Source organism: Mycobacterium sp. UM_CSW (assembly GCF_000455205.1).
Taxonomy (GTDB): domain Bacteria; phylum Actinomycetota; class Actinomycetes; order Mycobacteriales; family Mycobacteriaceae; genus Mycobacterium.
The window spans coordinates 30158-52656 of sequence record NZ_AUWQ01000039.1 but is presented as its reverse complement, the minus strand read 5'-3'; the positions used below and the strand labels follow the sequence as shown (position 1 = coordinate 52656).

At 69.3% G+C, this 22499-nt stretch carries 22 protein-coding genes and 1 pseudogene; 10 read left to right on the top strand and 13 right to left on the bottom strand.

Translation table 11 applies throughout. From position 1 onward, the window contains the following. The 4 genes from N415_RS15810 to N415_RS15795 all read right to left on the bottom strand — a co-directional run. A partial coding sequence (locus N415_RS15810; protein ID WP_068183569.1) for a glycosyltransferase occupies positions 1 to 989 on the bottom strand: 989 nt, incomplete at its 3' end. A 316-nt stretch (positions 990 to 1305) separates the two neighbouring features. Then, positions 1306 to 2361, bottom strand: coding sequence for a DNA topoisomerase IB (locus N415_RS15805; RefSeq protein ID WP_068183567.1), 1056 nt, complete (start codon positions 2359 to 2361; stop codon positions 1306 to 1308). Between the two features lie 111 nt (positions 2362 to 2472). Continuing rightward, positions 2473 to 2871, bottom strand: coding sequence for a heme-binding protein (locus N415_RS15800; protein ID WP_068183564.1), 399 nt, complete (start codon positions 2869 to 2871; stop codon positions 2473 to 2475). Between the two features lie 270 nt (positions 2872 to 3141). After that, complete coding sequence (locus tag N415_RS15795; RefSeq protein ID WP_068183562.1) at positions 3142 to 3984, bottom strand: NAD(P)H-binding protein; 843 nt, start codon at positions 3982 to 3984, stop codon at positions 3142 to 3144. A 169-nt stretch (positions 3985 to 4153) separates the two neighbouring features. On the opposite strand from N415_RS15795, the gene N415_RS15790 reads away from it, so the two are divergent. Together N415_RS15790 and N415_RS15785 are read left to right on the top strand one after the other, a co-directional pair. Further along, positions 4154 to 4390 (top strand): general stress protein CsbD, encoded by a 237-nt coding sequence (locus N415_RS15790; protein ID WP_068183557.1) that lies wholly within the window; start codon positions 4154 to 4156, stop codon positions 4388 to 4390. Positions 4391 to 4502: 112 nt separating this feature from the next. Further along, positions 4503 to 4778 (top strand): DUF3349 domain-containing protein, encoded by a 276-nt coding sequence (locus tag N415_RS15785; protein ID WP_068112193.1) that lies wholly within the window; start codon positions 4503 to 4505, stop codon positions 4776 to 4778. 4 nt (positions 4779 to 4782) lie between these two features. Here N415_RS15785 and N415_RS15780 read toward each other — a convergent pair whose 3' ends face one another. Genes N415_RS15780 through N415_RS15765 form a run of 4 tightly spaced genes read right to left on the bottom strand, consistent with a single transcriptional unit; the run spans position 4783 to position 7847 of the window. After that, entirely contained in the window at positions 4783 to 5547 is a 765-nt protein-coding gene (locus N415_RS15780; RefSeq protein ID WP_068183554.1) for an endonuclease/exonuclease/phosphatase family protein, read from the bottom strand. A gap of 31 nt (positions 5548 to 5578) precedes the next feature. Then, positions 5579 to 6136, bottom strand: a complete 558-nt coding sequence (locus tag N415_RS15775) for a class I SAM-dependent methyltransferase (RefSeq protein WP_068183551.1) — start codon at positions 6134 to 6136, stop codon at positions 5579 to 5581. Then, complete coding sequence (locus tag N415_RS15770; RefSeq protein WP_068183549.1) at positions 6133 to 6906, bottom strand: PIG-L family deacetylase; 774 nt, start codon at positions 6904 to 6906, stop codon at positions 6133 to 6135. Before N415_RS15770 ends, N415_RS15775 begins: the two co-directional genes overlap by 4 nt. Further along, positions 6903 to 7847, bottom strand: coding sequence for an acyl-CoA dehydrogenase family protein (locus tag N415_RS15765; protein ID WP_068183547.1), 945 nt, complete (start codon positions 7845 to 7847; stop codon positions 6903 to 6905). Before N415_RS15765 ends, N415_RS15770 begins: the two co-directional genes overlap by 4 nt. 167 nt (positions 7848 to 8014) lie before the next feature. Between N415_RS15765 and N415_RS15760 the strand changes: the two genes are divergently transcribed. Beyond that, complete coding sequence (locus N415_RS15760) at positions 8015 to 8599, top strand: nucleotidyltransferase (RefSeq protein ID WP_068183544.1); 585 nt, start codon at positions 8015 to 8017, stop codon at positions 8597 to 8599. 134 nt (positions 8600 to 8733) lie between these two features. Here N415_RS15760 and N415_RS15755 read toward each other — a convergent pair whose 3' ends face one another. After that, the gene (locus tag N415_RS15755; RefSeq protein WP_068183541.1) at positions 8734 to 8991 is read right to left on the bottom strand and encodes a Rho termination factor; all 258 of its coding nucleotides are present in this window, start codon (positions 8989 to 8991) and stop codon (positions 8734 to 8736) included. Between the two features lie 19 nt (positions 8992 to 9010). Continuing rightward, positions 9011 to 11140 carry a catalase gene (locus N415_RS15750; RefSeq protein WP_068183538.1) on the bottom strand — a complete coding sequence of 710 codons (2130 nt, stop codon included), beginning with the start codon at positions 11138 to 11140 and terminating at the stop codon, positions 9011 to 9013. A gap of 97 nt (positions 11141 to 11237) precedes the next feature. Here N415_RS15750 and N415_RS15745 point away from each other — a divergent pair, with 97 nt between their 5' ends. The 3 genes from N415_RS15745 to N415_RS15735 are packed head-to-tail and all read left to right on the top strand — an operon-like array spanning position 11238 to position 14908. After that, entirely contained in the window at positions 11238 to 12257 is a 1020-nt protein-coding gene (locus N415_RS15745; RefSeq protein ID WP_068183535.1) for a chemotaxis protein CheB, read from the top strand. Beyond that, on the top strand, positions 12250 to 13008 hold the full coding sequence (locus tag N415_RS15740) for an STAS domain-containing protein (protein ID WP_068183580.1): 759 nt from the start codon (positions 12250 to 12252) through the stop codon (positions 13006 to 13008). Before N415_RS15745 ends, N415_RS15740 begins: the two co-directional genes overlap by 8 nt. A 52-nt stretch (positions 13009 to 13060) precedes the next feature. Beyond that, a complete protein-coding gene (locus tag N415_RS15735) occupies positions 13061 to 14908 on the top strand; it encodes a CheR family methyltransferase (protein WP_068183577.1) in 1848 nt (615 codons plus the stop codon). A 13-nt stretch (positions 14909 to 14921) separates the two neighbouring features. Here the strand turns inward: N415_RS15735 and N415_RS15730 are convergent. Then, positions 14922 to 15778 (bottom strand): annotated as a pseudogene (locus tag N415_RS15730) (chemotaxis protein CheB). 165 nt (positions 15779 to 15943) lie between these two features. Between N415_RS15730 and N415_RS15725 the strand changes: the two are divergent. From N415_RS15725 to N415_RS15715, 3 genes are read left to right on the top strand one after another with little or no spacing between them, the layout of a single operon-like run. Beyond that, on the top strand, positions 15944 to 17098 hold the full coding sequence (locus N415_RS15725) for a glycosyltransferase (RefSeq protein WP_081665295.1): 1155 nt from the start codon (positions 15944 to 15946) through the stop codon (positions 17096 to 17098). Then, on the top strand, positions 17095 to 18165 hold the full coding sequence (locus tag N415_RS15720) for a helix-turn-helix domain-containing protein (RefSeq protein WP_068183528.1): 1071 nt from the start codon (positions 17095 to 17097) through the stop codon (positions 18163 to 18165). Before N415_RS15725 ends, N415_RS15720 begins: the two co-directional genes overlap by 4 nt. A gap of 47 nt (positions 18166 to 18212) precedes the next feature. Further along, complete coding sequence (locus N415_RS15715; RefSeq protein WP_068183526.1) at positions 18213 to 18650, top strand: SRPBCC family protein; 438 nt, start codon at positions 18213 to 18215, stop codon at positions 18648 to 18650. 6 nt (positions 18651 to 18656) lie between these two features. Here the strand turns inward: N415_RS15715 and N415_RS15710 are convergent, their stop codons facing one another. Next, the gene (locus N415_RS15710; RefSeq protein WP_081665294.1) at positions 18657 to 20003 is read right to left on the bottom strand and encodes an NAD(P)/FAD-dependent oxidoreductase; all 1347 of its coding nucleotides are present in this window, start codon (positions 20001 to 20003) and stop codon (positions 18657 to 18659) included. Between the two features lie 158 nt (positions 20004 to 20161). Here N415_RS15710 and N415_RS15705 point away from each other — a divergent pair, with 158 nt between their 5' ends. Further along, positions 20162 to 21091: an alpha/beta hydrolase gene (locus N415_RS15705; RefSeq protein ID WP_068183520.1), complete on the top strand. Its 930-nt coding sequence runs from the start codon at positions 20162 to 20164 to the stop codon at positions 21089 to 21091. On the opposite strand, the gene N415_RS15700 is transcribed toward N415_RS15705, so the two are convergent. Beyond that, positions 21086 to 22432 carry a flavin monoamine oxidase family protein gene (locus tag N415_RS15700; RefSeq protein ID WP_068183518.1) on the bottom strand — a complete coding sequence of 449 codons (1347 nt, stop codon included), beginning with the start codon at positions 22430 to 22432 and terminating at the stop codon, positions 21086 to 21088. The two genes, N415_RS15705 and N415_RS15700, sit on opposite strands and share 6 nt — an antisense overlap. Between the last annotated feature and the right edge of the window lie 67 nt (positions 22433 to 22499).

The window sequence follows — 22499 nt, the reverse complement described above, 5'->3', positions numbered from 1 at the left end:
TCATTGAGATTCCTTCTGAATTCACTGCACTGTTCGGCGATCACTTCGTCCCATTCGGCGAGAAACCGGTCCAGCCCGAAGCGGGCGGTGGCGAATTCGCGCGCCGCTTTCCCGGCGGCCACCGCGGCCGCGTGGTCGTTCATGAAATCCCGCAGTCCGCCGCCCAGGGTGGTGACGTCGGCGGCGACGACGCCCGCCTCGCCGGGCACCACCAGGGGCGCCATCGTCGTGCCCACGGCGACCACCGGCATCCCGAGGAACATCGCCTCGATGAGCGAGAGTCCCAACGACGTCCAGCGGGCAGTGTGCAGGTACACACGGCGCCGGGCGATCTGGTCCCACAGCTGCGGGGCCGAAACGTCACCGCGCCCGGTGACGCCGCCACGGTTCTCGTACAGCGACTCCGTGCCGATGCCCCACACGTCGGTCGGCGCGTATGCCGACAACGGTTCGAGCAGGTCGGCCCCCACGGTGCGCCCGCGCCGCTGTGGCTCGTTGATCATCGTGGCCGCCCTCGGCACGTCGCCGGTGTAGCGCGGGCCCGGATCGGCCATGCCGTGATCGATCACCCGCGTCGGCGCCCGGCCGTTGTCCCACATCAGCCGGTTGAAATCGGTGACGTGAACCAGCGGGATGTCGCCGCGGTCCGCGACAAGATGCCGGCTGCGCTCGGCGAACGGGCGCGGGGCATTGTGCTCGACGTACACCGCGGGCACGTCGGTGCCGGCGCGGCGTCCCGCCCACCGGGCCACCAGCGCGGCCTCGTGCGGACGCTGCAACACCACCAGATCGATGTGCTGGCCTGCCAGTTCGCCGAGCGCGATCTCGCGCGCGTTGGGCCACTTTCGCCCGGCCAGCCCGATCCCGTCGGCGCCGCGGTCGTCGGCCACCGGAATCAAATACCGGTGGCGGCCCGCGACGAACGCTTGTGTCCACGACCCATGGACGTGCCACAGCAGCACGTTCTTCGCGGAGCCTGAATCGAGCATGGCGAGCGAAATACCCTATAGGTCATTACATAAACGACGTTTCTGCCGCCGTCTCCTCCCTCGGGGAGCGCGTCACTCAGCGCATTCGTGCGCCAGTTATATTCCCGTGCAACCACGTTCAAGCGAACGGACGACGGACCGGGTGTCGCGGCGCATCCCGCCGCCGTCCATTGTGCGAAATGTCAGTGGCATCGGTCGCATGCGCGCGGCCAGCGCCCCCCGGTTGTCCTGGCACGTTTGGCGGCCGCCCAGCTCGTCGCGCGAGAAACACTTCGCAATCTGGATATGACCGCGTCGGCCGCCGCGACGCGTCGGATCACGCGGTTTTGGGCAGCTGTGATGCTCCGGATGTGCTGTGGCCCTTGGCAACTCGTCGTATGAGCATGCGGGTCGCCTTCTCCAGGATTTCCTGTTTGGCCTCGGGTCGACGGGCGCGTTCGGCTCGGCGCACCGCCGTCTGGATCGTCAGGCCCTGCTCGTAGCCGCTGACGACGCGCGGGTCGACATAGGATCCGCGAGCCACCGCGGGGGTGTTGCCGAGTTCCTCGGCGACCTCCTTCATGACCGCGGACTCAACGCGCTTGATCACGCGCTGCGACACGGGCGGGTCCGCGTCGGCGAAGGCAGCCGCCGCCAGCACCGTGCCGTGCCAGGTGCGCAGGTCCTTGACGGTGTACTGGTCGCCCACCATCTCCTTGAACCGGGCGTTGAGGTCGTCGGAGCGGATGTCGACCCATCCGGATCCGGTACGGCACACCAGCAGTCGGTCGGTGCGCTGCGGGCGGCGGACCAGGGCGCGCACCGCGCGAAGGATTTCGGCGTCCTCGATTTCCACCGTGCGCCGCACCCCGCTCTTGGCGGGGAAGTCGAATGCGACCGCGTGGCGGCGCACTGTCACGTGGCTGCACAGCAGGGTGGCCAATCCGTAGGACTCGTGCTCCTCGGCGTATTGCTCACCGCCGGCGCGGAAGTAGCCACGGTCGAGCAGGCGCAGCGCGACCGCCAGCACCCGCTCGCGCGTCAAGCCACGGCGCGTCAGGTCTTTGGCGATGCGCGCCCGCCACAGCGGCAACTGCACCGACAGTTCCAGCACGCGGTCGAACTTCTCCTCGGCCCGCTCCTGCTGCCAGGCCGTGTGATAGAGGTACTGCCGGCGCCCGGCAGCGTCCGTGCCGACGGCCTGAATGTGGCCCTTGGGATCCGGCGAAATCCACACCTTCTTCCATGCGGGCGGGATGACAAGGTCCTTGATGCGTGCCAGGGTGTCCGGGTCGGACAGCTGGTTGCCCTCGGGGTCGTAGTAGGCGAAGCCCTTGCCCCGTCGTTTGCGTGCGATCCCCGGCTTGGCCAGATCGCTGCGACGCAGCCGCATGGTTGCCTCCAGTCCCGTTGGCTGACTGCACAAGTACCCGCTCAATACCCGCCGGCGGTGCACGCGAAACGACCCGCCACGGCGTTGTGGCGGGTCGTCTCTCGGCGGGGGTCAGCCGGCCATGAACTCCTGGTAGGCCGACTCCAGGAATGGCGGCAGCGCCTTGACGTTGCACTGCCGCTCCGTGTCGCCGATCGGCGCCAGGATGCCGCGCAGGTCGTAGTACTGCTGCGGATGCGAGGTGAAGTAGCCGCGCAGGTTCGACTCGGCCTCCGGTCGCGGCTGGCCGTAGGCGGCCGTTACCACCTGGTTGGCGTCCGGGTGGGCGGCCAGGTACTGCTCCGCCGCGCCCTGGACCGACGACACGGTGGCGTTCACACCGCCGGGGCTGCAATCGGGCGCTGCGGCCGCGGACGGGGCGCCGATGATGCCGACAGTCAATCCCCCGAGCAGGAAGCCCGCGCTGATGCCGGCAACTCGCCGGCGCGCGACGATACTGCTGTTTTTCATGATCAGTCTTGTCCTTCGAAATTGATCAATTGATTTCTCTCAGAGAGGCTCCCGATCCTCGAAAACCAAGGTAGCGGAAGCCAAAAGGGACCGCGTTCGCCGAAACAGAACATCGCGAACCACGCGCGGCCCGATCGCCCCATGAGCCACATTTTCGCTAAGTGAGCAAATAAATACGACCGCCAATGATGAGAATTCTTAGAGAACGGGCCCGGTTCTTAACCAATCGTGACACCGATCGTGACGCAACCGTGACCTTGCACGCGGGGCCTAACGGCTGGTGGGGGAGAGATCCCGCGTTCGCAGCACCGTCGGTGGATCACCGCCGTCCGCGGCCGACTCGCCGTCCGCGCCAGGGGATGAAAGGGAGTGCAGCCACGTGTCGAGGTCGGGGCCGACGACGATGGCGCCGTCGGACGCCAACAGCGCGCCGGTGGCGAGCGCACCGAGCGCGGGCGGGACGGCGCGCACGCGGCGCTTGTCGCCGCGCCGGTCGAGCAGTTTCGACGTCAGTTCGGGCAGGCGGACGGCCTGCGGGCCGGCGATCGTGCGTGGGCGATGCGTCTGCGCCAGGGCCGCCTCGACCAGCACGTCGGCGACGGTGTCGACGGCGATGGGTTGGATCAGCCAGTCCTGGACGACCACCTCCCCGTCGCGGGAACTCACCGCGACGGGGTTGGTGGCGAACTCGTACCACTGGGTGGACTTCACCAGGGTCACCGGCACCGGACCGTCGAGCGCGAGCTCCTTGGCGGCGCGTTTGGCCTCGTAATACGGAAACCCGTCGAATGAGGGATCTTCGATTCCGGCGACCGTCAACACCACCAGCCGCTGCACATCGCGGGCGGCGCACGCTCCCACGACGTTGCGGGTTGCGGTGGCCACCGTCTGGGTGATGTTCGACCCCCCGTCGGCGGGCATCGGGTTGGAGACGTCGATGACGACGTCGACCCCCGCCAGTGCCTGGAACAACCCCCGCCCCGAGATGACGTCGACGCCGTGAGCGCGGGAGATCTCGACGACCTCGACCTCGCGGGCCTTCAGCCGGGCGACGACGCGGGACCCGGCCGTGCCGGTCGCCCCTATGACAGCGATGGTGCTCAGTGACTCCACCCCCTTGAGCAGTCGGGGGCAGTAACTACCCGGAATTACCGCTTTCAAACGAACGAGTCCGCACAGCGAAACCCTCGGCCCGCAACCGGGCGAGGGTGTTTGGCCCTGCGCCGGGCGGGAAGCCGGTAGATGCGAATCAAGACGTAACCACCGAGAGGGAGGTCGACCAATGGGCGATCAGAAGAGCGGACCACAAGAGGCCGTCAAGGGCACCGTCGAAGGCGTCAAGGGCAAGGTCAAGGAGGTTGGCGGAACCGTCACCGGTCGCGACGACCTCGTCGAAGAGGGACAGGCTCAGCAGGACAAGGCCGACGCCCAGCGCGACGCGGGCAAGAAGGAAGCCGAAGCCGAGTCGGCGCGCGCGGGCGCCCAGGCCGCCGAAGAGCGCCAGAAGGAAAACCAGTAAGCCATCTCCACTGGGGCCCGGTCCGGCAGTCGGACCGGGCCCCTTGGGTTTCAAACGGAAACGACGGGTTATTCCTGGCAAGACCGCCCGGCGTGGCGGCTGGAGGTTAGGGATGGTCTTACGCGACACGGTGTCGAGCATCATCGCGTTTCTGCGCGCCGGTTACCCTAGCGGCGCGCCGGCCCTCGGCTACGCGCCGGTGCTGGCGCTCTTGCCGCGGCGAGTGTGCGACGACGAGGTCACCACCATCGCGACCGCCCTCACCGGGCGCCGTCCGATCGACGACGCCGACGTCGGGGCGGAGATCCTCCGGGTCACCGACGAGCTGCCCGCGCCGGACGACGTCGACCGGGTCCAGCGGCGCCTCGACGCGATGGGCTGGGCCTGAGCGCTCAGGCGTGCTCCAGGTCGACCACCAGCGGCCGGTGATCGGAGATCGGCATCACTTCGGACTGAACGGCGCCGCCGCGCAGGCCGGGGTCGTCGGTCAGGATGTGGTCGAGCTGCCGGTTGGGGGCTTGGGCGGGAAAGGTTGCGGCCGCGGCCAGGGGCCGCATGCCCGACCAGCGGCGCACCGCGTCGGGCGTCATGTTGAGGTCACCGGTGAGAAGCCGCGGCCCCGGGAAGCCGCGCAGGTCGTGGATCAGGCGGCGCAGCTGGCGCCGATTCCAGCCGGGCACGAACGATAGATGCGTGTTGGCCACCGTGAGGCCGCCCCACGGGGTGTGCAGCTGCGCGATGACGGCGGCGCGCGGTTCCTCGTCGACGACCATCACCCGGTTCGGTCCGGGCAGATACATGGGAAACCGCATGGGAATACGGGGCAATCGCACCACCTGCCAGCTGGCCACGGGATACCGGGACAGCAGCGCGATCCCGTAGGCCGCCGTGCCGGGTTGTTCCTTGCCCGTAGCGGCCATCCAGGTCGCGCCCGGCGTGCCGGAGATCGCGGCAACGAACCGATGCTCCACGGCGCCCATGGCGTCCGCGGCGACCGCGGTGAGGTCGGCGCGATCGGACCGCGGCTGATCGCAGTCGACCTCCTGCAACCCGAGGATGTCGGGATTCAGGCGGCGCACGCAGTCCCGCAGCCGCGCCGGATCCACCCCGTTTCCGACGGTGCGGCCGTGCAGGATGTTGAAGGTCGCTACGCGCATACCCTCTTCGATACCCACTCCCGGGCCGCCGTCACCGGTGTTCGAACACCTCGATGACGACATCGCGGTCCCCGTAGCGGGCGACGGACGTCAGCCCGGGCGTCTCCGCGATGACGGCGTGGGCCGCGTCGCCGGTGAGGGGGTGGTCCGCCACGGGGTGGCGCCAGTGTGCGGCAACGACTTTCGCCCCCGGCCGCAGCCGCGGGCATTCGCGGGACAACACCGCGGCCAGCGTGTCGGCCTCCAAGCCGCAGGCGACCTCGCTGAGCATCAGCAGGTCGAAGGGCCCGGGCGGCCACGGCGCGTCCCGGGGCGATCGGTACAGCGTCACCCGATCCCGGCTGCCCGCCCGGCGCAGCCGCGCGTCCGCGCTGCGCAGCGCCGCATCGGCCACATCCATCGCGGTCACGCGATCACACCGCGCGGCCAGCTGGGCGGTCAGCGTCCCGGTCGAGCAGCCCGGCTGCAAGGCGTGCCGATACCGGCGGTCGGGCAGCACCGCGAGGGTGATGGCGTCCCTGCGTTGTTGGTACCACGGCGTCGGCAGCGGCCGGGGATCCTCGACGCCGGCATACGCCGCGGTGGTCACCGGAACACCACCTCGCCCACCGCGAGGAGCCGTTGCAGCACGAACGGTGGGACGGCGGGCGCCGCCCCGCCGGCGGCCGGCTGGAGCTGGCTGCGAAAACAATGCGCGGCGAGGCGTTTACGGGCGAGCGCCCGAGTGGGCACGGGCACCGACCGGGCGCGGTGCCAGGGCACCGTCGGGTCGGCCGGGCTGGCCCAGTGCCACATCCACACCGGATATTCCAGCAAGGCGGCGCCGGTGCGCCGGCACGCCTCCGCGGCCGCGCGCCCCACGGCCTCGTGATCGGGGTGCCCGTCGCCCCGCCAGGTGGCGGCGCACCACGTCCCGGGCGCGGCGGCGTCGAGAATGCCGGTGAGGAGGTCGGCGACTTTGTCCTCGTGGTCGGCCAGGTTCCCGTCGGGCAGCCCCAGAGATACCGGCTCGGGGATCCCCAAAATACTTGCGGCCCGGCAAAGTTCGTATCTACGAGTGATCTCCCAACGGGTCCGCTCCCGCGCCGTCGCACCCGGTCGGGAAGCGCCACCGTCGGTGACCGAGATCACCTGCACGTCAACGCCCGACGCGACCAGCTGCGCGGTGGTCGCGCCGAGTCCGAGCGTCTCGTCGTCGGGGTGGGCCGCGACGACGACCAACCCGGGACACGCGCTCAGGTCCAGCGGGGGCAGCGGTTCGGAGTGCAGCGCTGCCAGCCACACCGGCGCCGGCGTGCCGCCGCGGGTCAGCGGCTTGGCCGCAAACTTGGCGCAATTGCTCGCCCGCAGGGTTTTCATGGCCTGCGCCCGGCGAGGCGCCCGAGCTCGGCCAGGTCCCGCTCGGCGTGGCTTTGCCGGATGTAGATGGTCAGGTCCGCGACGCGCTGGGCGTGCCGCCCGTCCTGACACAGCGGGCCCGGCCCCAGGGCGCGGCCGGTGCGCGTGATGGCCTCGTCGACCGCGTGTTCCACGACCGTGCGTGCGCGACGGGCCAGCAGCTGAGCGGTATTGGACCGGTCGAACGGATCGGTGTCGATCTGCATCGCCGCGGTGGTCAGGATGGCCTCTCCGGCGGCCAGGGCGGCGTCCACTGCACCCAGGTGCGCCAGGGAGTAGGCGTCGGCGGAATCGCTTGTGGCGCAGCGGTATAACGGCTCCGCGACCCGCCGCGCACCGCCGAGCCAGCAGGCCGCGACGCCGGTGGCGCCGTGCCAGAACCCGGGCCGGGTCAGGTAGTCGTCGGGATCACCCACCGCGACGGCGCGTGCGTTGGTGAATTGCACGGCCCTGGTGTCGCTTCCGGCCATCCCGACGTTCCACCAGGTGGTCGGGAGCGCCTTGACGGCGGGTTCGGTGACCGGCACCGCGAACAGCCCGCACCGTCCGTCGTCGAGGCGGGCGGTCACCAGCGCGTGGGTGCAGAACCCGGCGCCCGAGCACCACACCTTGGTGCCGTTGAGGATGATCGCGCCGCCGCGGATTCTGGTGGCGATCAGCGCATCGTCGGACGATTCGGCCGCCCACACACCCCACAGCTGATCGGAATCGGGCGGCTTGCCGCCCAGCTCGTGCAGGATCGCGACGGCGTCGGCGTGGGCCTCGGCGATCCGGGCCGCCACGATGTCCTCCTCGGCCAGCCGGGCCAGGCGTTGCCAGCGTTCCGCGGTCCGCCCGGAGGCGGGCAACGGCAGCTCGAGCCGTCCCGACTCGAGCCAATGCCGCACCAACCCCGCCGTCACACCCGATCACCCACGATCACGACGGCAGCCCCGTCGCACTCGGGCAAGACAGGGGCTGACATAACACAAGATTTGCCAGTGTGAGGGTCGCTTAAACGGATGACGAGCGATGTCACGCGAATCCGCGGCAGGTTGTGCCACCGAAAGGGGGGTATCACCTATGCACGATGACAGCCACCCAGACCCCCTCGGGCGTGTCCTGCAATGAGCTGCGGGAGGCGTTGCGCGGCGCGGCGTCGGCGCTCAAGGAAAACGGGCCGCGCTTCGCATTGGCCGGCACCTACGCGTTGTGGGCCTTCGGCGCGCCCGAGCCCAGCCACGACGTGGATCTCGTCGTGGCCGAGACCGACGTGGCCAGCGCCGAGGCCACCCTCGCCGGCGCCGGATTCGCGATCGAACACCCCCCGGAGGACTGGTTGTTCAAGGCGCGCACCGGCGACACCGTCGTCGACGTCCTGCACCGCATCAACGGCGAGCGCGTGGAGCCGGCGACGCTGGACTGCGCCGAACAGCGCGACGTGTTGGCGATCGCGATGCCGGTGCTGCCGCCGACCATGGTGGTCATCCAGAAGCTGCGCTCCCTGAACGAACATCACTGCGACTTCGCCAAGCTGCTGCCGCCGGTCCGGGCGGTCCGCGAAAGGCTGGACTGGGAGCAGATCAGGTCGCGGACCGCCGACAACGACTACGCGGTCGCCTTTTTGGTGCTGGCCGACCGGCTGGGCTTAACTGGCTCGTCGCGTTCCGGCTAGCCGCGTTGAGAGGTGCGCTGGCGGTTTTTCGTGTGCACCGATGGTGGGATTCCGGCGATTCTTCCGCCCAGGATTCACACGCAAGGACCCCAATTCACACGCAACGTCCGAAGGCCCCGGCTGGGCAGAGCGCGTCAGTGGTTGCGCAGCTTGGCGACCAACTTGTCCTTGGTCAGGCTCGAATAGCCGGACATGCCAAGCTCTTTGGCCTTCTTCTTCAACTGGGGGACCGTCCAGTCGGCATAGGATCCCGCCTTGCCGCCCTTGCGGCCGACGGACGACTTGCCCCGGCCCGCGGCCGCATTCGAGATCCGTGCGGCCTTCTCCTTGGACTCGCCCTTCTTGCGCAGATCCTGATACATCTTCTCGTTCTTGATCGACGATCGCGGCATGGTTTCTCCTCCTTTACGGTTATGCCGGCACCGGGTCGGTTTGGCGCTCCCAGCAGCGGTGGCGGGCCAGCGCGGCGGCGAATTCATCGGCGAATTGATCGGGGAAGTCGTCGGCGGCCGCCTTCGTGGTCACGACGGACCGGTCGTTCACCACGTCGGCGGCTGAGTCGCCGTCGGAGGCGAGGCGGGCATCGATGTGCGCGGCGCGCAGCATGTCGATCCCCTTGCCGTACGCGCCGATCGGCTTCAGGTGCTTGTAGGCCTCGACCACGAAGTGCACGGCGTAACCGTCCTCGGAAAGCGTCGCCACCGAATCCGGCCCGCACGCCACCACCACCGCGTCGTAGAGGACCGATGCCATCGTCGTGAACGCCCGGTCGACGGGGAGCTCCCCGCCCGAACCGCCGCGCAGGGTGCCGCCGGCGACGGGGGCCAGGACCTCGACCATCGCGCCGCGCTGGGCCATCAGCTCCTTGAAGCGTTGCGTTCCAACGACATCCACGCCGTCCGCGGCCAGCACGGCGATCTTGCGCGACTCGATGCTGTCCGCAGAATTCGCGGCACCGATCTGGGACAGCGCCGGCGAGGAGGCGACCTCGCCGTCGACGGCTTCGTCGGGCGGCGCCGGCAGGCCCAGCTTCGCCGCCACCCGAGTGGCCAGCCCGTGGTCGACGCGAGCGAGTTGGGCCACCACAGCCGAACGGATGTCGGGCACTTCGACCTTGCCCAGTTCGAAGGCGAAGGCGGCGACGATGTGTTCGGCCTCGACCGCCGACATGCTCTTCCAGAACATCCGTGCCTGGCTGTAGTGATTCTCGAAGGACTTGGCGCGCTTGCGCATCGCGGCGCCGTCGATCCGCTGCGTGTAGTGGCGGAACACGTCGTCGTTGGCCAGCGCCGGGCATCCGCCGCCGAGGGTGTTCTTGTAGTAGCTGGTCCGGCCCTGCGGGATGGCGTGCTGGGAGTAGCCGTCCTGCTGGTTGTTGCGGACGTCGGCCACCGGCCGGTTGACCGGCAGCTGCGCGAAGTTGGGCCCGCCGAGGCGGATCAACTGCGTGTCCAGGTAGGAGAAGTTGCGGAACTGCAGCAGCGGGTCATTGGTGAAGTCGATCCCCGGCACCACGTTGGCGGTGTGGAAGGCGACCTGCTCGGTCTCGGCGAAGAAGTTGTCGGGGTTGCGGTTCAGCACCATCTTGCCGACCGGACGGACCGGAACCTGTTCCTCGGGAATGAGCTTCGTGGCGTCGAGGAGGTCGAAGTCGAAGTTGAACTCGTCGGCCTCGGGCACGAGCTGCACCCCGAGTTCCCACTCCGGATACTGGCCGGACTCGATGGCCTCCCACAGGTCGCGCCGGTTGTAGTCGGGGTCCTTGCCGGCGATCTTCTGGCATTCGTCCCAGATCAGCGAGTGCACACCAAGGCGGGGCTTCCAGTGGAACTTCACGAAAGTGCCTTCGCCGCGGGCGTTTACCAGGCGGAAGGTGTGCACGCCGAACCCCTGCATCATGCGGTAGCTGCGCGGCAGCGCCCGGTCCGACATCAGCCACATGATGGTGTGCAGCGTCTCGGGCTGGAGGGAGACGAAGTCCCACAGTGTGTCGTGTGCCGAGGCGGCCTGCGGAATCTCGTTGTGCGGCTCGGGTTTCACCGCGTGGACGAAGTCGGGGAACTTGATCCCGTCCTGGATGAAGAAGACCGGGAAGTTGTTGCCCACCAGGTCGTAGTTGCCCTGCTCGGTGTAGAACTTGGTGGCAAAGCCACGCACGTCGCGGACCGTGTCGGCCGAGCCGCGCGAGCCGGCCACCGTGGAGAACCGCACGAACACCGGGGTCCGGGTGCCCGGCGTGGTCAGGAATTTCGCGGCGGTGTATTCGGCCAGCCAGTCGTCGTAGGGTTCGAAGTAGCCGTACGCCCCGGCGCCGCGCGCGTGAACGACGCGCTCGGGGATTCGCTCGTGATCGAAGTGGGTGATCTTCTCCCGGGCGTGAAAGTCCTCCAGCAGCGTGGGTCCCCGTTCGCCGGCGGTCAGCGAATCGTCGGTGTGATCGACGCGGACGCCCTGCTGGGTGGTCAGGTATCCGGTGTCGCGGCGCACGCGCGACGGCTCGAGGTCGCGCTGTTTTGGATCAGGCGTGTCATTGGCTCCCATGGCGTTCGGTTACCACGGTTGACGGGTCATAAACGGGCCTGCGTTTTCCCTGTCTAACGACCGCCCGGTTACGTAGGCTTGATGCGGGTAGCCGAGGGTGGTGATTGACGCGACCAACCAAAACGATGGGCTGCGCGGAGTGGTCGCCATCGGCGCCTCGGCCGGCGGAGTCGAAGCCCTCTCACGGTTCGCCGCCGGTCTGTCGCCGGATTTGCCGTACGCGTACTTGATCGTGCTGCACGTTCCCGCCGGTGCGCCGAGCGTGCTGGCCCGGATCATCGATCGCAGCGGCCCGCTGCCGGCGGTCACCGCCGAGGACGGCGCGACGCTGCAGCCGGGCCACATCTACGTCTGCGGCCCGGATCGTCATCTGCTGGTCGCCGACCATCGCGTTGTGCTGTCTCAGGGGCCGACCGAGAACGGGCACCGGCCCGCGATCAACGCCTTGTTCCGTTCGGTCGCCGTGGCGTTCGGCCCCCGCGCGATCGGCGTGTTGCTCTCGGGTGTGCTCGACGACGGCGTGCTGGGGCTGGCCGCGATCCGCTCGCGCGGCGGCACCACCATCGGCCAGTCGGCCGAGGACGCGCTGTTCCCGGCCCTGCCGACCAACGCGCGCGACGCCGGCGTGCTGGATCGGCAGGCCGCCGCGGCCGAGGTCGGGGCGCTGCTCAAAGAGCTGTCCCAGAGAAGAATCGAGGACCCGGTCATGGAACCCGACGCGGCGCTGGACCTCGAAAACCGTATCGCCATGACCTCCCGGTTTTCGACCGAATTCGACACCCAGGAACTCGGCATGCCGTCGGGGTACACGTGCCCCGACTGCAACGGCTCGCTGATCTCCCTCGGCGAGGGCAACTTCCGTTGCCGCGTCGGCCACGCCTGGACTTCCGATGCTCTGCTCGCGGCGCGGGACCGCGAGATCGAGGGCGCCCTGTGGGTGGCCCTGCGCAGCCTGCAAGAGAAGGCCAAACTGGCCCGGCAGCTGGCCGAAAAAGCGGGTCCCGGTCCGGTCGCTCACCGCTACCACACGCTTGCCGAGGAAAGCGAAAGGGCACTGACCGTGCTCGGCGACCGGCTCGCGGCCACCGCCCCGGATCCCGGTGATCCCGGTGGCTGAACCGCGGTCGACGATCCGGATCGAGAGGGCACCCCGACACGACGTGCCGGTCCTGGCGATGGACGGGGTGCTGGACAGCTCCACGTACCGGACCGTGCGCGACACCGTGATCAAGGCCGCGCTCGACGAGCCGCGAGCGGTGATCGTCGACGTCAACCGTCTGTCCGTGCCGTCCGCGTCGGCATGGACCGTGTTCACCAGCGCCCGCTGGCACGTCAGCGTGTGGCCGGACGTGCCCATCCTGCTGGTGTGCGAGCAGCCGCAGGTCCGGCGGTCGATCGCCGCCGGCGGCGTGACCCGATACGTGCCGGTGCACCCCACGCGGCTGTCGGCGCTGGACGCCGTGCGCGGCCAGCCCTTGGCCATCCGGTGGTGCGCGCGAAGCGAGCTACCGGCAGCCGGGCAAAGCGTCGGCCTGGCCCGCGCCATAATCACCGACTGGCTCACCAAATGGGACAAGCGCGACCTGATCCCGGTCGCTGCCGCGGTGGGCACCGTCTTCGTCGAAAACGTCATCGACCACACGCAGAGCGCGCCGGTGCTCATCGTGGAGAGCCATCGGGACACCATCACCGTCGCGGTCGAGGATCGCAGCGACCGCCTGCCCGGGAGGCACGAGGACGGCGATCGCGGAGCCGAGATCGTCTCCGGGCTGGCAATCGTGTCCGCGTTGTGCCGCGCCTGGGGCGCCACTCCGACGTCGTCGGGCAAGACGGTCTGGGCACTGGTCGGGCGCGAAAATCTCCTGTGACGTCGGAGTAATGTTCGAGTCCGACAGCAAACGCTCTTGCGACGGGACCTTGATGGACGGCACGACGGACGAGGCCTTCGAGGCTTTGTTGCGCTACATGCGCGATTCCCGGGGCTTCGACTTCACGGGCTACAAGCGCACGTCGCTGATGCGCCGGGTCCGGCACCGCATGGACCAGGCGGGGTACGCCACATACGAGGAATACCTGGACGTGCTGCAGGCCAGCTCCGACGAGTTCGCCTCGCTGTTCAACACCATCCTGATCAACGTCACCGCCTTCTTCCGGGACCCCGAGGCCTGGGAATTCGTCAGCGCAGAGGTCATCCCGCGGATGCTGGCCGAGCGCGGGCCGGGTGACCCGGTCAGGGTGTGGAGCGCGGGATGCGCGTCCGGGCAGGAGGCCTACACGCTGGCCATGCTGCTGGCCGAGGCGATGGGACCCGATGAGTTCCGTCAGCGCGTCAAGATTTACGCGACCGACATCGACGAGGAGGCGCTTACCGAGGCGCGCACGGCATCCTACGACGCCAAGGCCGTCGAGTCGGTGCCGCCGGATCTGTTGACGCGCTATTTCGAACAGGTCAACGGCCGCTACGTCTTCCACAAGGATCTGCGCCGCGCGGTCATCTTCGGGCGGAACGACCTGGTCAAAGACGCGCCGATTTCGCGTGTCGATCTGCTGGTGTGCCGCAACACCCTGATGTATCTCAACGCCGAGACACAGCGAAACGTGGTGGGGCGCTTGCATTTCGCGCTGGCTCCGCAGGGAACCTTGTTTCTCGGGCACGCCGAGATGCTGTTGAGCCACAGTGACCGCTTCGCTCCGTTGAACCTCAAGCACCGGATCTTCCGCAAGGTCGCCGGGACGCAGATCGCGGGCGATCGCTACGACCCGGCCGCCGCGTTCTACGAACGCCACGGCGAGCTGCCGGGCTTGACCACGGTGCGCGACTTGGCTTTTCGCGCCAGCCCCGTCGCCCAGATCGTCATCACCGGCGAGGACACCGTCGCGATGATCAACCAGCAGGCCGAGAGCGTCTTTGGGCTCTCGGCCCGCGACATCGGCCGGCTGCTGCGCGACCTCGAGGTGTCTTACCGCCCGGTAGAGCTGCGTGCCTACCTCGAGCAGGCCAAGGTGGAGCGGCGGTCGGCGCGGATCCCGGACGTCAAGTGGCAACGGCCAGGCGCCGACACGGTGTGGTTCGAGATTCACGTCAATCCGCTCGTCGACGCCGAGAACGGCCTGCTCGGTGTATCGATCGTGTTCTTCGACGTCACGGCGACGCGCGCCTTGCTCGACAAGGTGGTGCAGACCAACCGCCAGCTCGAGGCGGCGTACGAGGAGCTGCAGTCCACCAACGAGGAACTCGAGACGACCAACGAGGAACTGCAGTCCACGGTGGAGGAGCTCGAGACGACCAACGAGGAGCTGCAGTCCACCAACGAAGAGCTCGAGACGATGAACGAGGAGCTGCAGTCCACGAACGACGAACTGCACACCATCAACGAGACGCTGCGCGAACGCAGCGTGGAGCTGGACGATGCCAAGAACTTCCTGGATTCGCTGATCAACTCGGTTCGCCTGGGGATGGTCGTCGTGGACCGGGAAATGCGGGTAGTGGTGTGGAACCGGGGCTGCGAGGACCTGTGGGGACTGCGGGCCGACGAGACGATGGGCACTCGGTTGACCGGGCTGGACATCGGATTGCCGCTCGACAGCGTGCGGCCGCTGATCGGCAACGCGTTCGTCGATGGGGAAAGTTCCGGTGAAACGGTGGTCGACGCTGTCAATCGGCGCGGCCGCCCGGCACGGGTGCGGGTGGTTTGCACACCGTTTCGATCGGGCGACGCGAGCGTCGGCGGCGCGCTGTTGCTGATGGAGGTCGTGAGCCCGTCGTAGCGTGGCGCGGCGGTCAGTGTCCCCACCGCGCGGATGCCTCCGAGGCCGCTTGGTGCGCCAATTGCGCGCGGCGCAGCGACTCTTGGGCTCTGCGCCGCGCGATCGACACAGTCTGCTCGGTCGCGCCGAAACCTTCGGACAGCTCATGGCGCCGGCGCTGGAGTTCGGCCGCGCGCTGCCGTGCCGCTTCGGCGCGAGTGGCCGCGTTGTTGGGACGGCGGTCGATTGCCGGGTTCTTCGTGACCGCTGGCAGCGACCTCGGCGGCGTTGGCGACCGGTCCTTGGCCGGTAGCGGTGCCCCGCTGACGACGTCCGCCAGGACATGCCCGATCTCGTGAATCGGCAGCACGAAATCGGCTCCCGCGCGCGCGGCCGCGGTCGGCAGCGACGGGTACTGGGCGGTGTTCGGGCTTTGGGCTATCACGAGGGCGCCGGCCTGCTTCATCGCGATGGTGCCGACGGCGCCGTCCTGGCCGGACCCCGACAACAACACCGCCACGCTGCGCGGTCCGTACGACTTGGCGACCGACGCCAGCAGCACGTCGAAACGGCGTTCCAGCAGCGCCACCATCTTGTGGAGGCGACAGCGACCGTCCGGCGTCATCTCAAGGTGGACACCCGGCGGGCAGACCACCACCTGTCCCGGCACTACGGCCTGCCCGTCCTGCGCCCAGCTGACCCGATGGGGGTCTGTCGGCCCAGGATGGTCGGAAGCACGCTGGAAAGGCCGCCGAGGTGCTGCTGCACGACGACCGCGGCCGCAAATTCCGTCGGCAAATCGTGCAGGACGATGGACAGCGCGTCCAACCCGCCGGCCGACGCCAGCAGCACCACCAGTTCGACCGGCGGACGTGGCTCGGAATTCGTCATGCCCCCAGTCTCCTCCCTGCGGGGGCGTCGTCCCAGCGCATGTCCGCAGATCCGCGATGCGAAACGCCGACGCCTCGGACGAAGCGCGCGAAGTCCGGCGTTTCGCCGGCCGTGAGCCGGGTAGCTCTCTTGAACGGGCCGCACGCGGGTTGGAGGGCTGTCATGGTGAAGGTTGCGATCGTCTGCGGTGACGACCTCGCCGGCGACGACCCGGAGCAACTGCGTGCCGCGCTCGTGACCCGAGGACACGAGGCGACGGTCTACGCCAGGGGCCAGGGCCCGATCCAGGTCGGCCCCGGGGCGCCGGCGCCCGCTGCGGAGGTTCTGCCGTATGTCGGCGACTGGGCGCGGGCACTCGAGCGCCTGTGGTCATCGGAGCGGCCGGACGTCGTGCACGCCTACGGCTGGCTGGGTGGGTTGGCCGCCCAGCTGGCCGCGCGCCGGCACCGGATACCGACGGTGCAGAGCTTTCAGGGGCTGGCCGTGACGTCACGCTCCAACGGTGCCGCCGCGCAGCGTGGACGCGAACGAATCGAACCGTTGCTCGCGCGTGGCGCGACGTGGGTGACGGGCGAATGCAGCGCCGACGCCGACGTGCTGGCCCGGCTACGGCACGGGCGGGCCCGAGCGGCCGTCCTGTGCAGCGGCGTGGATATCGAGCGATACAGCCCGGTGGGCCCAGCGGTCGGCCGCGACGCACGTCACCGGATTGTCTGCGTGGCACCGAATCCGTTGTCGGACAATGGCTTAGACGTTGCCATTCGGATATTGCCCAAGGTCGTCGGCGCGGAGTTGGTGATCGCCGAAACTGGCGCCCGAGAGCCCGGCCACGACCGGGCGCGCGCCGAGCTGAAACGTTTCGCCGCCGAGTCGGGCGTCGCCGACCGGGTCCGCTTCGCGGGCGCGGTCGACGACGACGAGCTGCCGTCGCTGCTGCGGTCCGCCGACGTGGTCGTGTGCACGCCGCGGCAACCACCGCGGGCCACCGCGGTATTGCAGGCCATGGCCAGTGGTGTGGCGGTGGTCGCGCTACCGGTAGGCGTCCTGACCGATGCCGTGGTGGACGGCGTCACGGGGTTGCTGCTGCCGCGACGCAGCCCCGCCGCGGTCGCCGCGGCGTTGAGAAGCCTTCTGGCCCAAAGCTTTCAGTGTGACAGCATGGGCGCGGCGGGGCGAAGCCGCGCGGTCTCACGCTTCTCCTGGGACCGGATCGGGCTCGACGCGCTGAACATCTATCGGCAACTCGCCTCGCAACCGTCGGGGCCTGCCGCGGTCGTGGCGGACGCAGCGACGGCGCGACGATCGGCCGCGCGAACATGACGACCACCGCCGACGGCGTGGCGACCGGCGCGGTCGCCATAGCGGGCGAACCCGACGAGATCCAGGTCGACCTGCGCCCCGCCCGGCACACCCTGGCGCGCGCCACGGTGCCGGCCCAGGGCGCGGTCGCGGTCCGGTACGAGCAATTCCGCACCGTCCAGCCCGACGCCATGCGCCGGTTCTTTGCCGGCGCGTACTCCCCGGGCTGGCGCGTCAGCGGCCTCACGACCCGCTCGGCCCTCACCTATCGGCGCTGCGCGGTGGATTCGTTGGCGATCGACGAAGTGCTGATCCACGGCCCGGCGATCTTCGAAATCCCGCCCGCCGAAACGGTTGTCGTGATTCAGCCCCGCGCCGGTTCCTTGACCGTGACGGGTGGACCGTTCCCGAATGTCGACTGCCCCGTCCTGGTAGCCCACGGCTTGTCGTGCGCGCTGCAGGTGAACGGCGCGCGGTTCGATGTGGTGACCATCGCGCCCGAAGCGTTGCACAAGATCACCATGGACTGGCACTCGCCGCCGTCGCAGCGCATCCGGTTCCTCAACTGGCGCCCACGGTCGCGGGGCGCCGTGCGCGCGTGGCATCGGGCGCTTGATTACGTGACCGCGGCATTGGCCGCGCCGGACACAGCCCAGCAGCCGATGATCGTGGCCGCGATGGCCCCGCTCCTGGCGGGCGCGCTGCTGGAGTGCTACCCGTCCAACGCGACCGACCAGGACCTGGCGGGTGACCCCTCGCTGCCCGAAACGCTGAAGGAGGCGGTGGCTTTCATCCACCGGCATGCCGCAGCCGACGTGAGCATCAACGACATCGCCGGGGCCGTGCACCTGACACCCAGGGCGGTCCAATACCTTTTCCGGCGCCAGCTCGACACCACTCCCACCGAGTACATGCGTCGCGTGCGGCTGCATCGCGCGCACCAGGAACTGCTCGCCGGTGAGCGCGCCGGCACCACCGTCACCGAGATCGCGCAGCGGTGGGGCTTCGCGCACACCGGGCGCTTCGCCGTGCTGTATCGACAGACCTACGGCCAGAGCCCCCACACCACGCTCAAACAGGTGAGGTAACGGCTCTACCGGCCGCCGGGTTCTGAGCGGCGCATAGCATGGGCCGAATGGTCGAGATTCACGTGGAAAGAACCATCGCCGCACCCGTGGAACAGGTCTTCGACTGGCTGGCCGACCCCGTAAATCCGGCCGCCGCTCCGCTGGTTCTCAAGGCCGGTTATGCGAAGGATTCGCCCGGCCACGGCGCGGGCGCGGTGCGCGAGGTGGTCGGCATCGGCACGTGGTTCCGGGAGGAGATCACGGCCTACGATCGGCCGGGCCGCTATTCATATCTCATCGTTCGGTCGTTTCCGCCGTTCAACCACGAGGGCGGCACCCTTACATTCACCGGCTCGGGGGACGGCACCCACGTGGACTGGCTGAGCAACTACACCCATCCCACTCTGGCTGGGGGCAAGCTGCTGGAGGTGGTCAGCTATCGGCTGCTGCGCTCGAGTTTCCTTGCCATCCTTGATGCCTGCGCGAATGCGCTCGAGACCGAATAACCGCCCTCACCCGCTCAGCCGGTGCATCACTTGGCCCGCGGCGTATCGCCCACTGACCATGGCGCCGGTCACGGTGGCCGGATTGTTGACGCCGACGGCCTCACCCGCCAGGTACAGCCGATCGCCGATCGGCTCGGCCAGCTGGCGCCGGTCGGCGAGACCGGAACCGGGCGCATGAAACGAATACGAGCCGAGCGCGTACGGGTCGACGGACCAATTCGACGTCCGCACGTCGACCGCGGCGCCGTCGCCGCCGAACAGCTGGCGCGCGATCGGCAGCGAGTTGGCGATGAGGTCGCCCGGCGCGGCCGACTCCGCCCACCGGCCGCGCTCACCGGCGTTGAAAGCCAACACGATTGGGCCCGCTCCGCTCGGCAGCGTGAACCATTGTGACCACACGCCGGGCTCGCTGCCGATGTACTGGTAAAAGGCGTTCTCTACGTCCCACGTCCGCCGGGCGAAGCGAAAGTAGCTCTTGGACAGCACGCCGAATCCCAGCGCCTGCACGGCCTTTCGGTGTTCGTCCGGGAGGGGCGGGTCGAAGGCGATCGCGCCGGATTTGAGGACTCCGAGGGGCACGGTGACGATCGCGGCGGGCCCCTCGAACGACCGGTCGCCGGCCCGCACGACGACGGAGCTGTCCCGGCGCGCGATCGCCGTGACCGGCGTCTTGAGCTCGATCCGGAGGCCCTCGGCAAGCAGCCGGGGCAGGGCGTCGTAGCCGTTGGTGATCACGTCCTGGTCGCCGTCGGCGTACTCGCCGCGGTCAAAGGTCTTGGCGGACAACTGATCCACGCCGGCGGCGTATTCGTTCTCGATCTCGGAGGTCAGGTAGAAGGCCAATTGGGCGCGGTCGGAATCGGCGAGCTCGGCGCGGGTCGCCGCGGCGTCGACGGCGGCGCCGAGGCTCCCGTCGTCCACGCGGCCGCGCGCTCGTTTCACGAAGGTGCGCCAGGTCTGCGGGTCGTAGGCCAGCGGGGGGAGCCGCGGGTCGACGGCCAGCTTCGCCCATCCGTAGTAATCGGTGGTGGCGAGCTGCGCGCGCGCCTTTTGCGCCAGCTCCATCGCCGGATTGTCCGTGGTGCCGTGGATCCAGGACGCGCCCATCTCGAGCGGTGTGCCCCAGCCCCGGTCGGTGTACACCCGGCCGCCGATGCGGTCGCGGGCCTCGATGACGCGCACCGGCCATCCCGCGTCGGCCAGGCTGCGGGCGGCGGACAGGCCGGCCATGCCGGCGCCGACGACCAGCACCGCCTTGCTGTCCGGCGCGGGCGGCGGCCCCGAGCCGCAGCCGGCCGTCAGCCCGCCGCCCACCAGGCTGGTCGTGGCCGCGAAGAACTCCCGACGGGACATCGGGTTCACGGCTGTCAGCGTCTCACAAGTTGTTGCACGATCGTGCCCGAAATCGCCGCGTGTAATGGGCCGTTTTCACCAGTTCGTCGTTGAGGTAGGGCTACACTTCGCCTACGTCCAGAACTGGCGATGGGGCCGTGTTCGAAGGGGGAACGGCGATGAGTGCCGAGCTGCCACCAAGCCGCACCCTGACCGTGCGAGCGGCCGACGGGACCGCGCTGCACGCCGAGGTTTTCGGCCCGCCCGACGGCTATCCGATCGTCTTGACGCACGGGATCACGTGCGCGATCCGCGCCTGGGCCCACCAGATCGCCGACCTGGCGACCGAATACCGGGTCATCGCGTTCGACCATCGCGGCCACGGGCGCAGCGGCATTCCCCGGCGCGGCGGCTACAGCCTCGAACACCTTGCCGCCGACCTGGATTCGGTGCTCGAGGCGACGCTGGCGCCGCGCGAGCGGGCGGTGCTGGCGGGGCATTCGATGGGCGGCATAGCCATCGCCGCGTGGTCATCCCACTACCGCGACAAGGTCCGCCGGCGCGCCGATGCCGTCGCGCTGATCAACACCACCACCGGGGACCTGGTGCGCCAGGTGAAATTGCTGTCTGTGCCGCGCGAACTCTCGCCGGCAAGGGTTTTGGCGGCCCGGGGTTTGATCACCGCTTTCGGCGGGTTCCCCCTGCCGGCCGCGGCCCGGATCCCGAGCCGCTACGTGGTCGCGATGCTGGCCGTCGCAAAGGACGCCGACCCGGACGCCGCGCGGGTCGTCTACGAGCTGTTCGCGCAGACCTCGTCAGCCGGGCGCGGCGGCTGCGCCAAGATGCTCGTCGATGCGCTGGGTTCGCGGCATCTCGAATTGGACGGGCTGACGGTGCCGACCCTGGTGATCGGCAGCGAGCGCGACCGCCTGACACCGATCGGCCAGTCCCGCAGGATCGCCCGAACCGCGCCCAACGTCGTCGGCCTGGTCGAGCTGCCCGGCGGCCACTGCTCGATGCTCGAACAGCCGCGCGAGGTCAACCGCCACCTGCGGGCCCTGGTGGAATCGGTGACCCAGGACGCGCGGGTGCGCCGGATCAGCTCATAGCAGGGCGGCGATCTCGGCGGCCGCTCGCTGTCCGGACCGGACGGCGCCGTCGAGGAATCCGGTCCACTCGTCCGCCGTCTCGGTGCCTGCCCAGTGAATCGGCCCGACCGGCGCGCGCAACCACGGACCGAATCGCGTCCACGAGCCGGGCGGCACCGCGGCGGTCGGGCCGCCCGGAGCGAAATCCTCTGCGCCCCAACGCTGATCGACGTAGTCGAGGGGTTTGAGCGCGTCGTCGCCGAACAGCGACGCGAAACAACGCAACGTGTCGCGGCGGCGCTGCTCGGTGGGCAGCGAGTCGAACGCGCGGGCATCGACGAAGCCCATCAGGATGCCCGGGCCGTCGGGGTGCGGGCTGACGTCGAAGGTGATGAACACCGGCCCCTGGTCGGACAGCGCCTGCCCGGAAAATCCGTCGGCGCGCCAGAACGGCGTCTCGTAGGCCGCGTACGCCTTGCTGAGTCGGCCCTGCGGCCAATTGGCGGCGAGCTGCTCGTATTCCGCCGGCAGCGGGGGAGCGAACTCGATCGACGCGCGATGGGCCGGCGGGATCGCGACGATGACGAACCCGGCCTCGGCCGAGCCGGTGTCGGTCGTGACGGTGACCCCGGCCCCATGCCGCTCGATACGCCGCACCGGCGCGCCCAGCACCACGCGCGCGCCGAGTTCGGCGGCGGCGGCCTCGGCGATCTGCTGGGTGCCGCCCGGGAAACGATCCTGCTGGGCGCCGTTCTCGACGTCGAGCAGCGGGTCCAGCCCGCCGGCCGCGTGCACGTAGCGCGCGGCGTGCAGCATCGACACCTCGTCGGGTTCGCACCCCCACGTCACCCGGGCCACGATCGCCATCAGGTCGTGCGAGGACGCCGACGCGCGCACCGAGCGCAACCATCCGCCCAGCGACATGCCGTCCAGCTCGCGGGCGCGGCGGGCGTCCCACGGCGCCGCCACCGGCACGCTGCGTGCGATCCGCTCGAATTGCCAACGCAGCCGGCCGATGTCGAGCAGTCCGGTCAGCGACACGCGCGGGATGGTGCCGCGGTAGGGGCGCGCCCAGCCGCGCCAGTGGATCACGTTCTTGCCGTCGTGGTGGGTGGGAGTGGTCGGCACCTCGAGCTCGGCCGCCAGCGCCAGGACGGCGGTTTGGGTCGGGCCGACGAAAGTGCCGCCCAGATCGGCGGGCAGCCCGGCGACGCTGCCGGTGTACGAGCGGCCGCCCACCCGGTTCCGGCCCTCGAAGACGAGGACGTCGTGTCCCTGCCGCGTCAGCTCGCGCGCGGCGGACAGCCCGGCAAATCCGGCACCGACCACGACGACGTCGACGACCGGCGGCGGCTTTGTCACGCCGTCTAGTCAACAGCATTTTGACGATTTCGTAGGATAAATTTCCATTGCCGGTCTAAGTACGCGC

What these genes read in the sequence shown, in the direction of transcription:
- N415_RS15785 (WP_068112193.1), top strand. Translation starts at nt 4,503, where the DNA reads ATGGTCTTACGCGACACGGTGTCGAGCATCATCGCGTTTCTGCGCGCC.
- N415_RS15715 (WP_068183526.1), top strand. Translation starts at nt 18,213, where the DNA reads ATGGTCGAGATTCACGTGGAAAGAACCATCGCCGCACCCGTGGAACAG.
- N415_RS15705 (WP_068183520.1), top strand. Translation starts at nt 20,162, where the DNA reads ATGAGTGCCGAGCTGCCACCAAGCCGCACCCTGACCGTGCGAGCGGCC.
- N415_RS15770 (WP_068183549.1), bottom strand. Translation starts at nt 6,906, where the DNA reads ATGAAAACCCTGCGGGCGAGCAATTGCGCCAAGTTTGCGGCCAAGCCG.
- N415_RS15755 (WP_068183541.1), bottom strand. Translation starts at nt 8,991, where the DNA reads ATGCCGCGATCGTCGATCAAGAACGAGAAGATGTATCAGGATCTGCGC.
- N415_RS15735 (WP_068183577.1), top strand. Translation starts at nt 13,061, where the DNA reads ATGGACGGCACGACGGACGAGGCCTTCGAGGCTTTGTTGCGCTACATG.
- N415_RS15760 (WP_068183544.1), top strand. Translation starts at nt 8,015, where the DNA reads ATGACAGCCACCCAGACCCCCTCGGGCGTGTCCTGCAATGAGCTGCGG.
- N415_RS15710 (WP_081665294.1), bottom strand. Translation starts at nt 20,003, where the DNA reads ATGTCCCGTCGGGAGTTCTTCGCGGCCACGACCAGCCTGGTGGGCGGC.
- N415_RS15720 (WP_068183528.1), top strand. Translation starts at nt 17,095, where the DNA reads ATGACGACCACCGCCGACGGCGTGGCGACCGGCGCGGTCGCCATAGCG.
- N415_RS15800 (WP_068183564.1), bottom strand. Translation starts at nt 2,871, where the DNA reads ATGAAAAACAGCAGTATCGTCGCGCGCCGGCGAGTTGCCGGCATCAGC.
- N415_RS15780 (WP_068183554.1), bottom strand. Translation starts at nt 5,547, where the DNA reads ATGCGCGTAGCGACCTTCAACATCCTGCACGGCCGCACCGTCGGAAAC.
- N415_RS15750 (WP_068183538.1), bottom strand. Translation starts at nt 11,140, where the DNA reads ATGGGAGCCAATGACACGCCTGATCCAAAACAGCGCGACCTCGAGCCG.
- N415_RS15805 (WP_068183567.1), bottom strand. Translation starts at nt 2,361, where the DNA reads ATGCGGCTGCGTCGCAGCGATCTGGCCAAGCCGGGGATCGCACGCAAA.
- N415_RS15790 (WP_068183557.1), top strand. Translation starts at nt 4,154, where the DNA reads ATGGGCGATCAGAAGAGCGGACCACAAGAGGCCGTCAAGGGCACCGTC.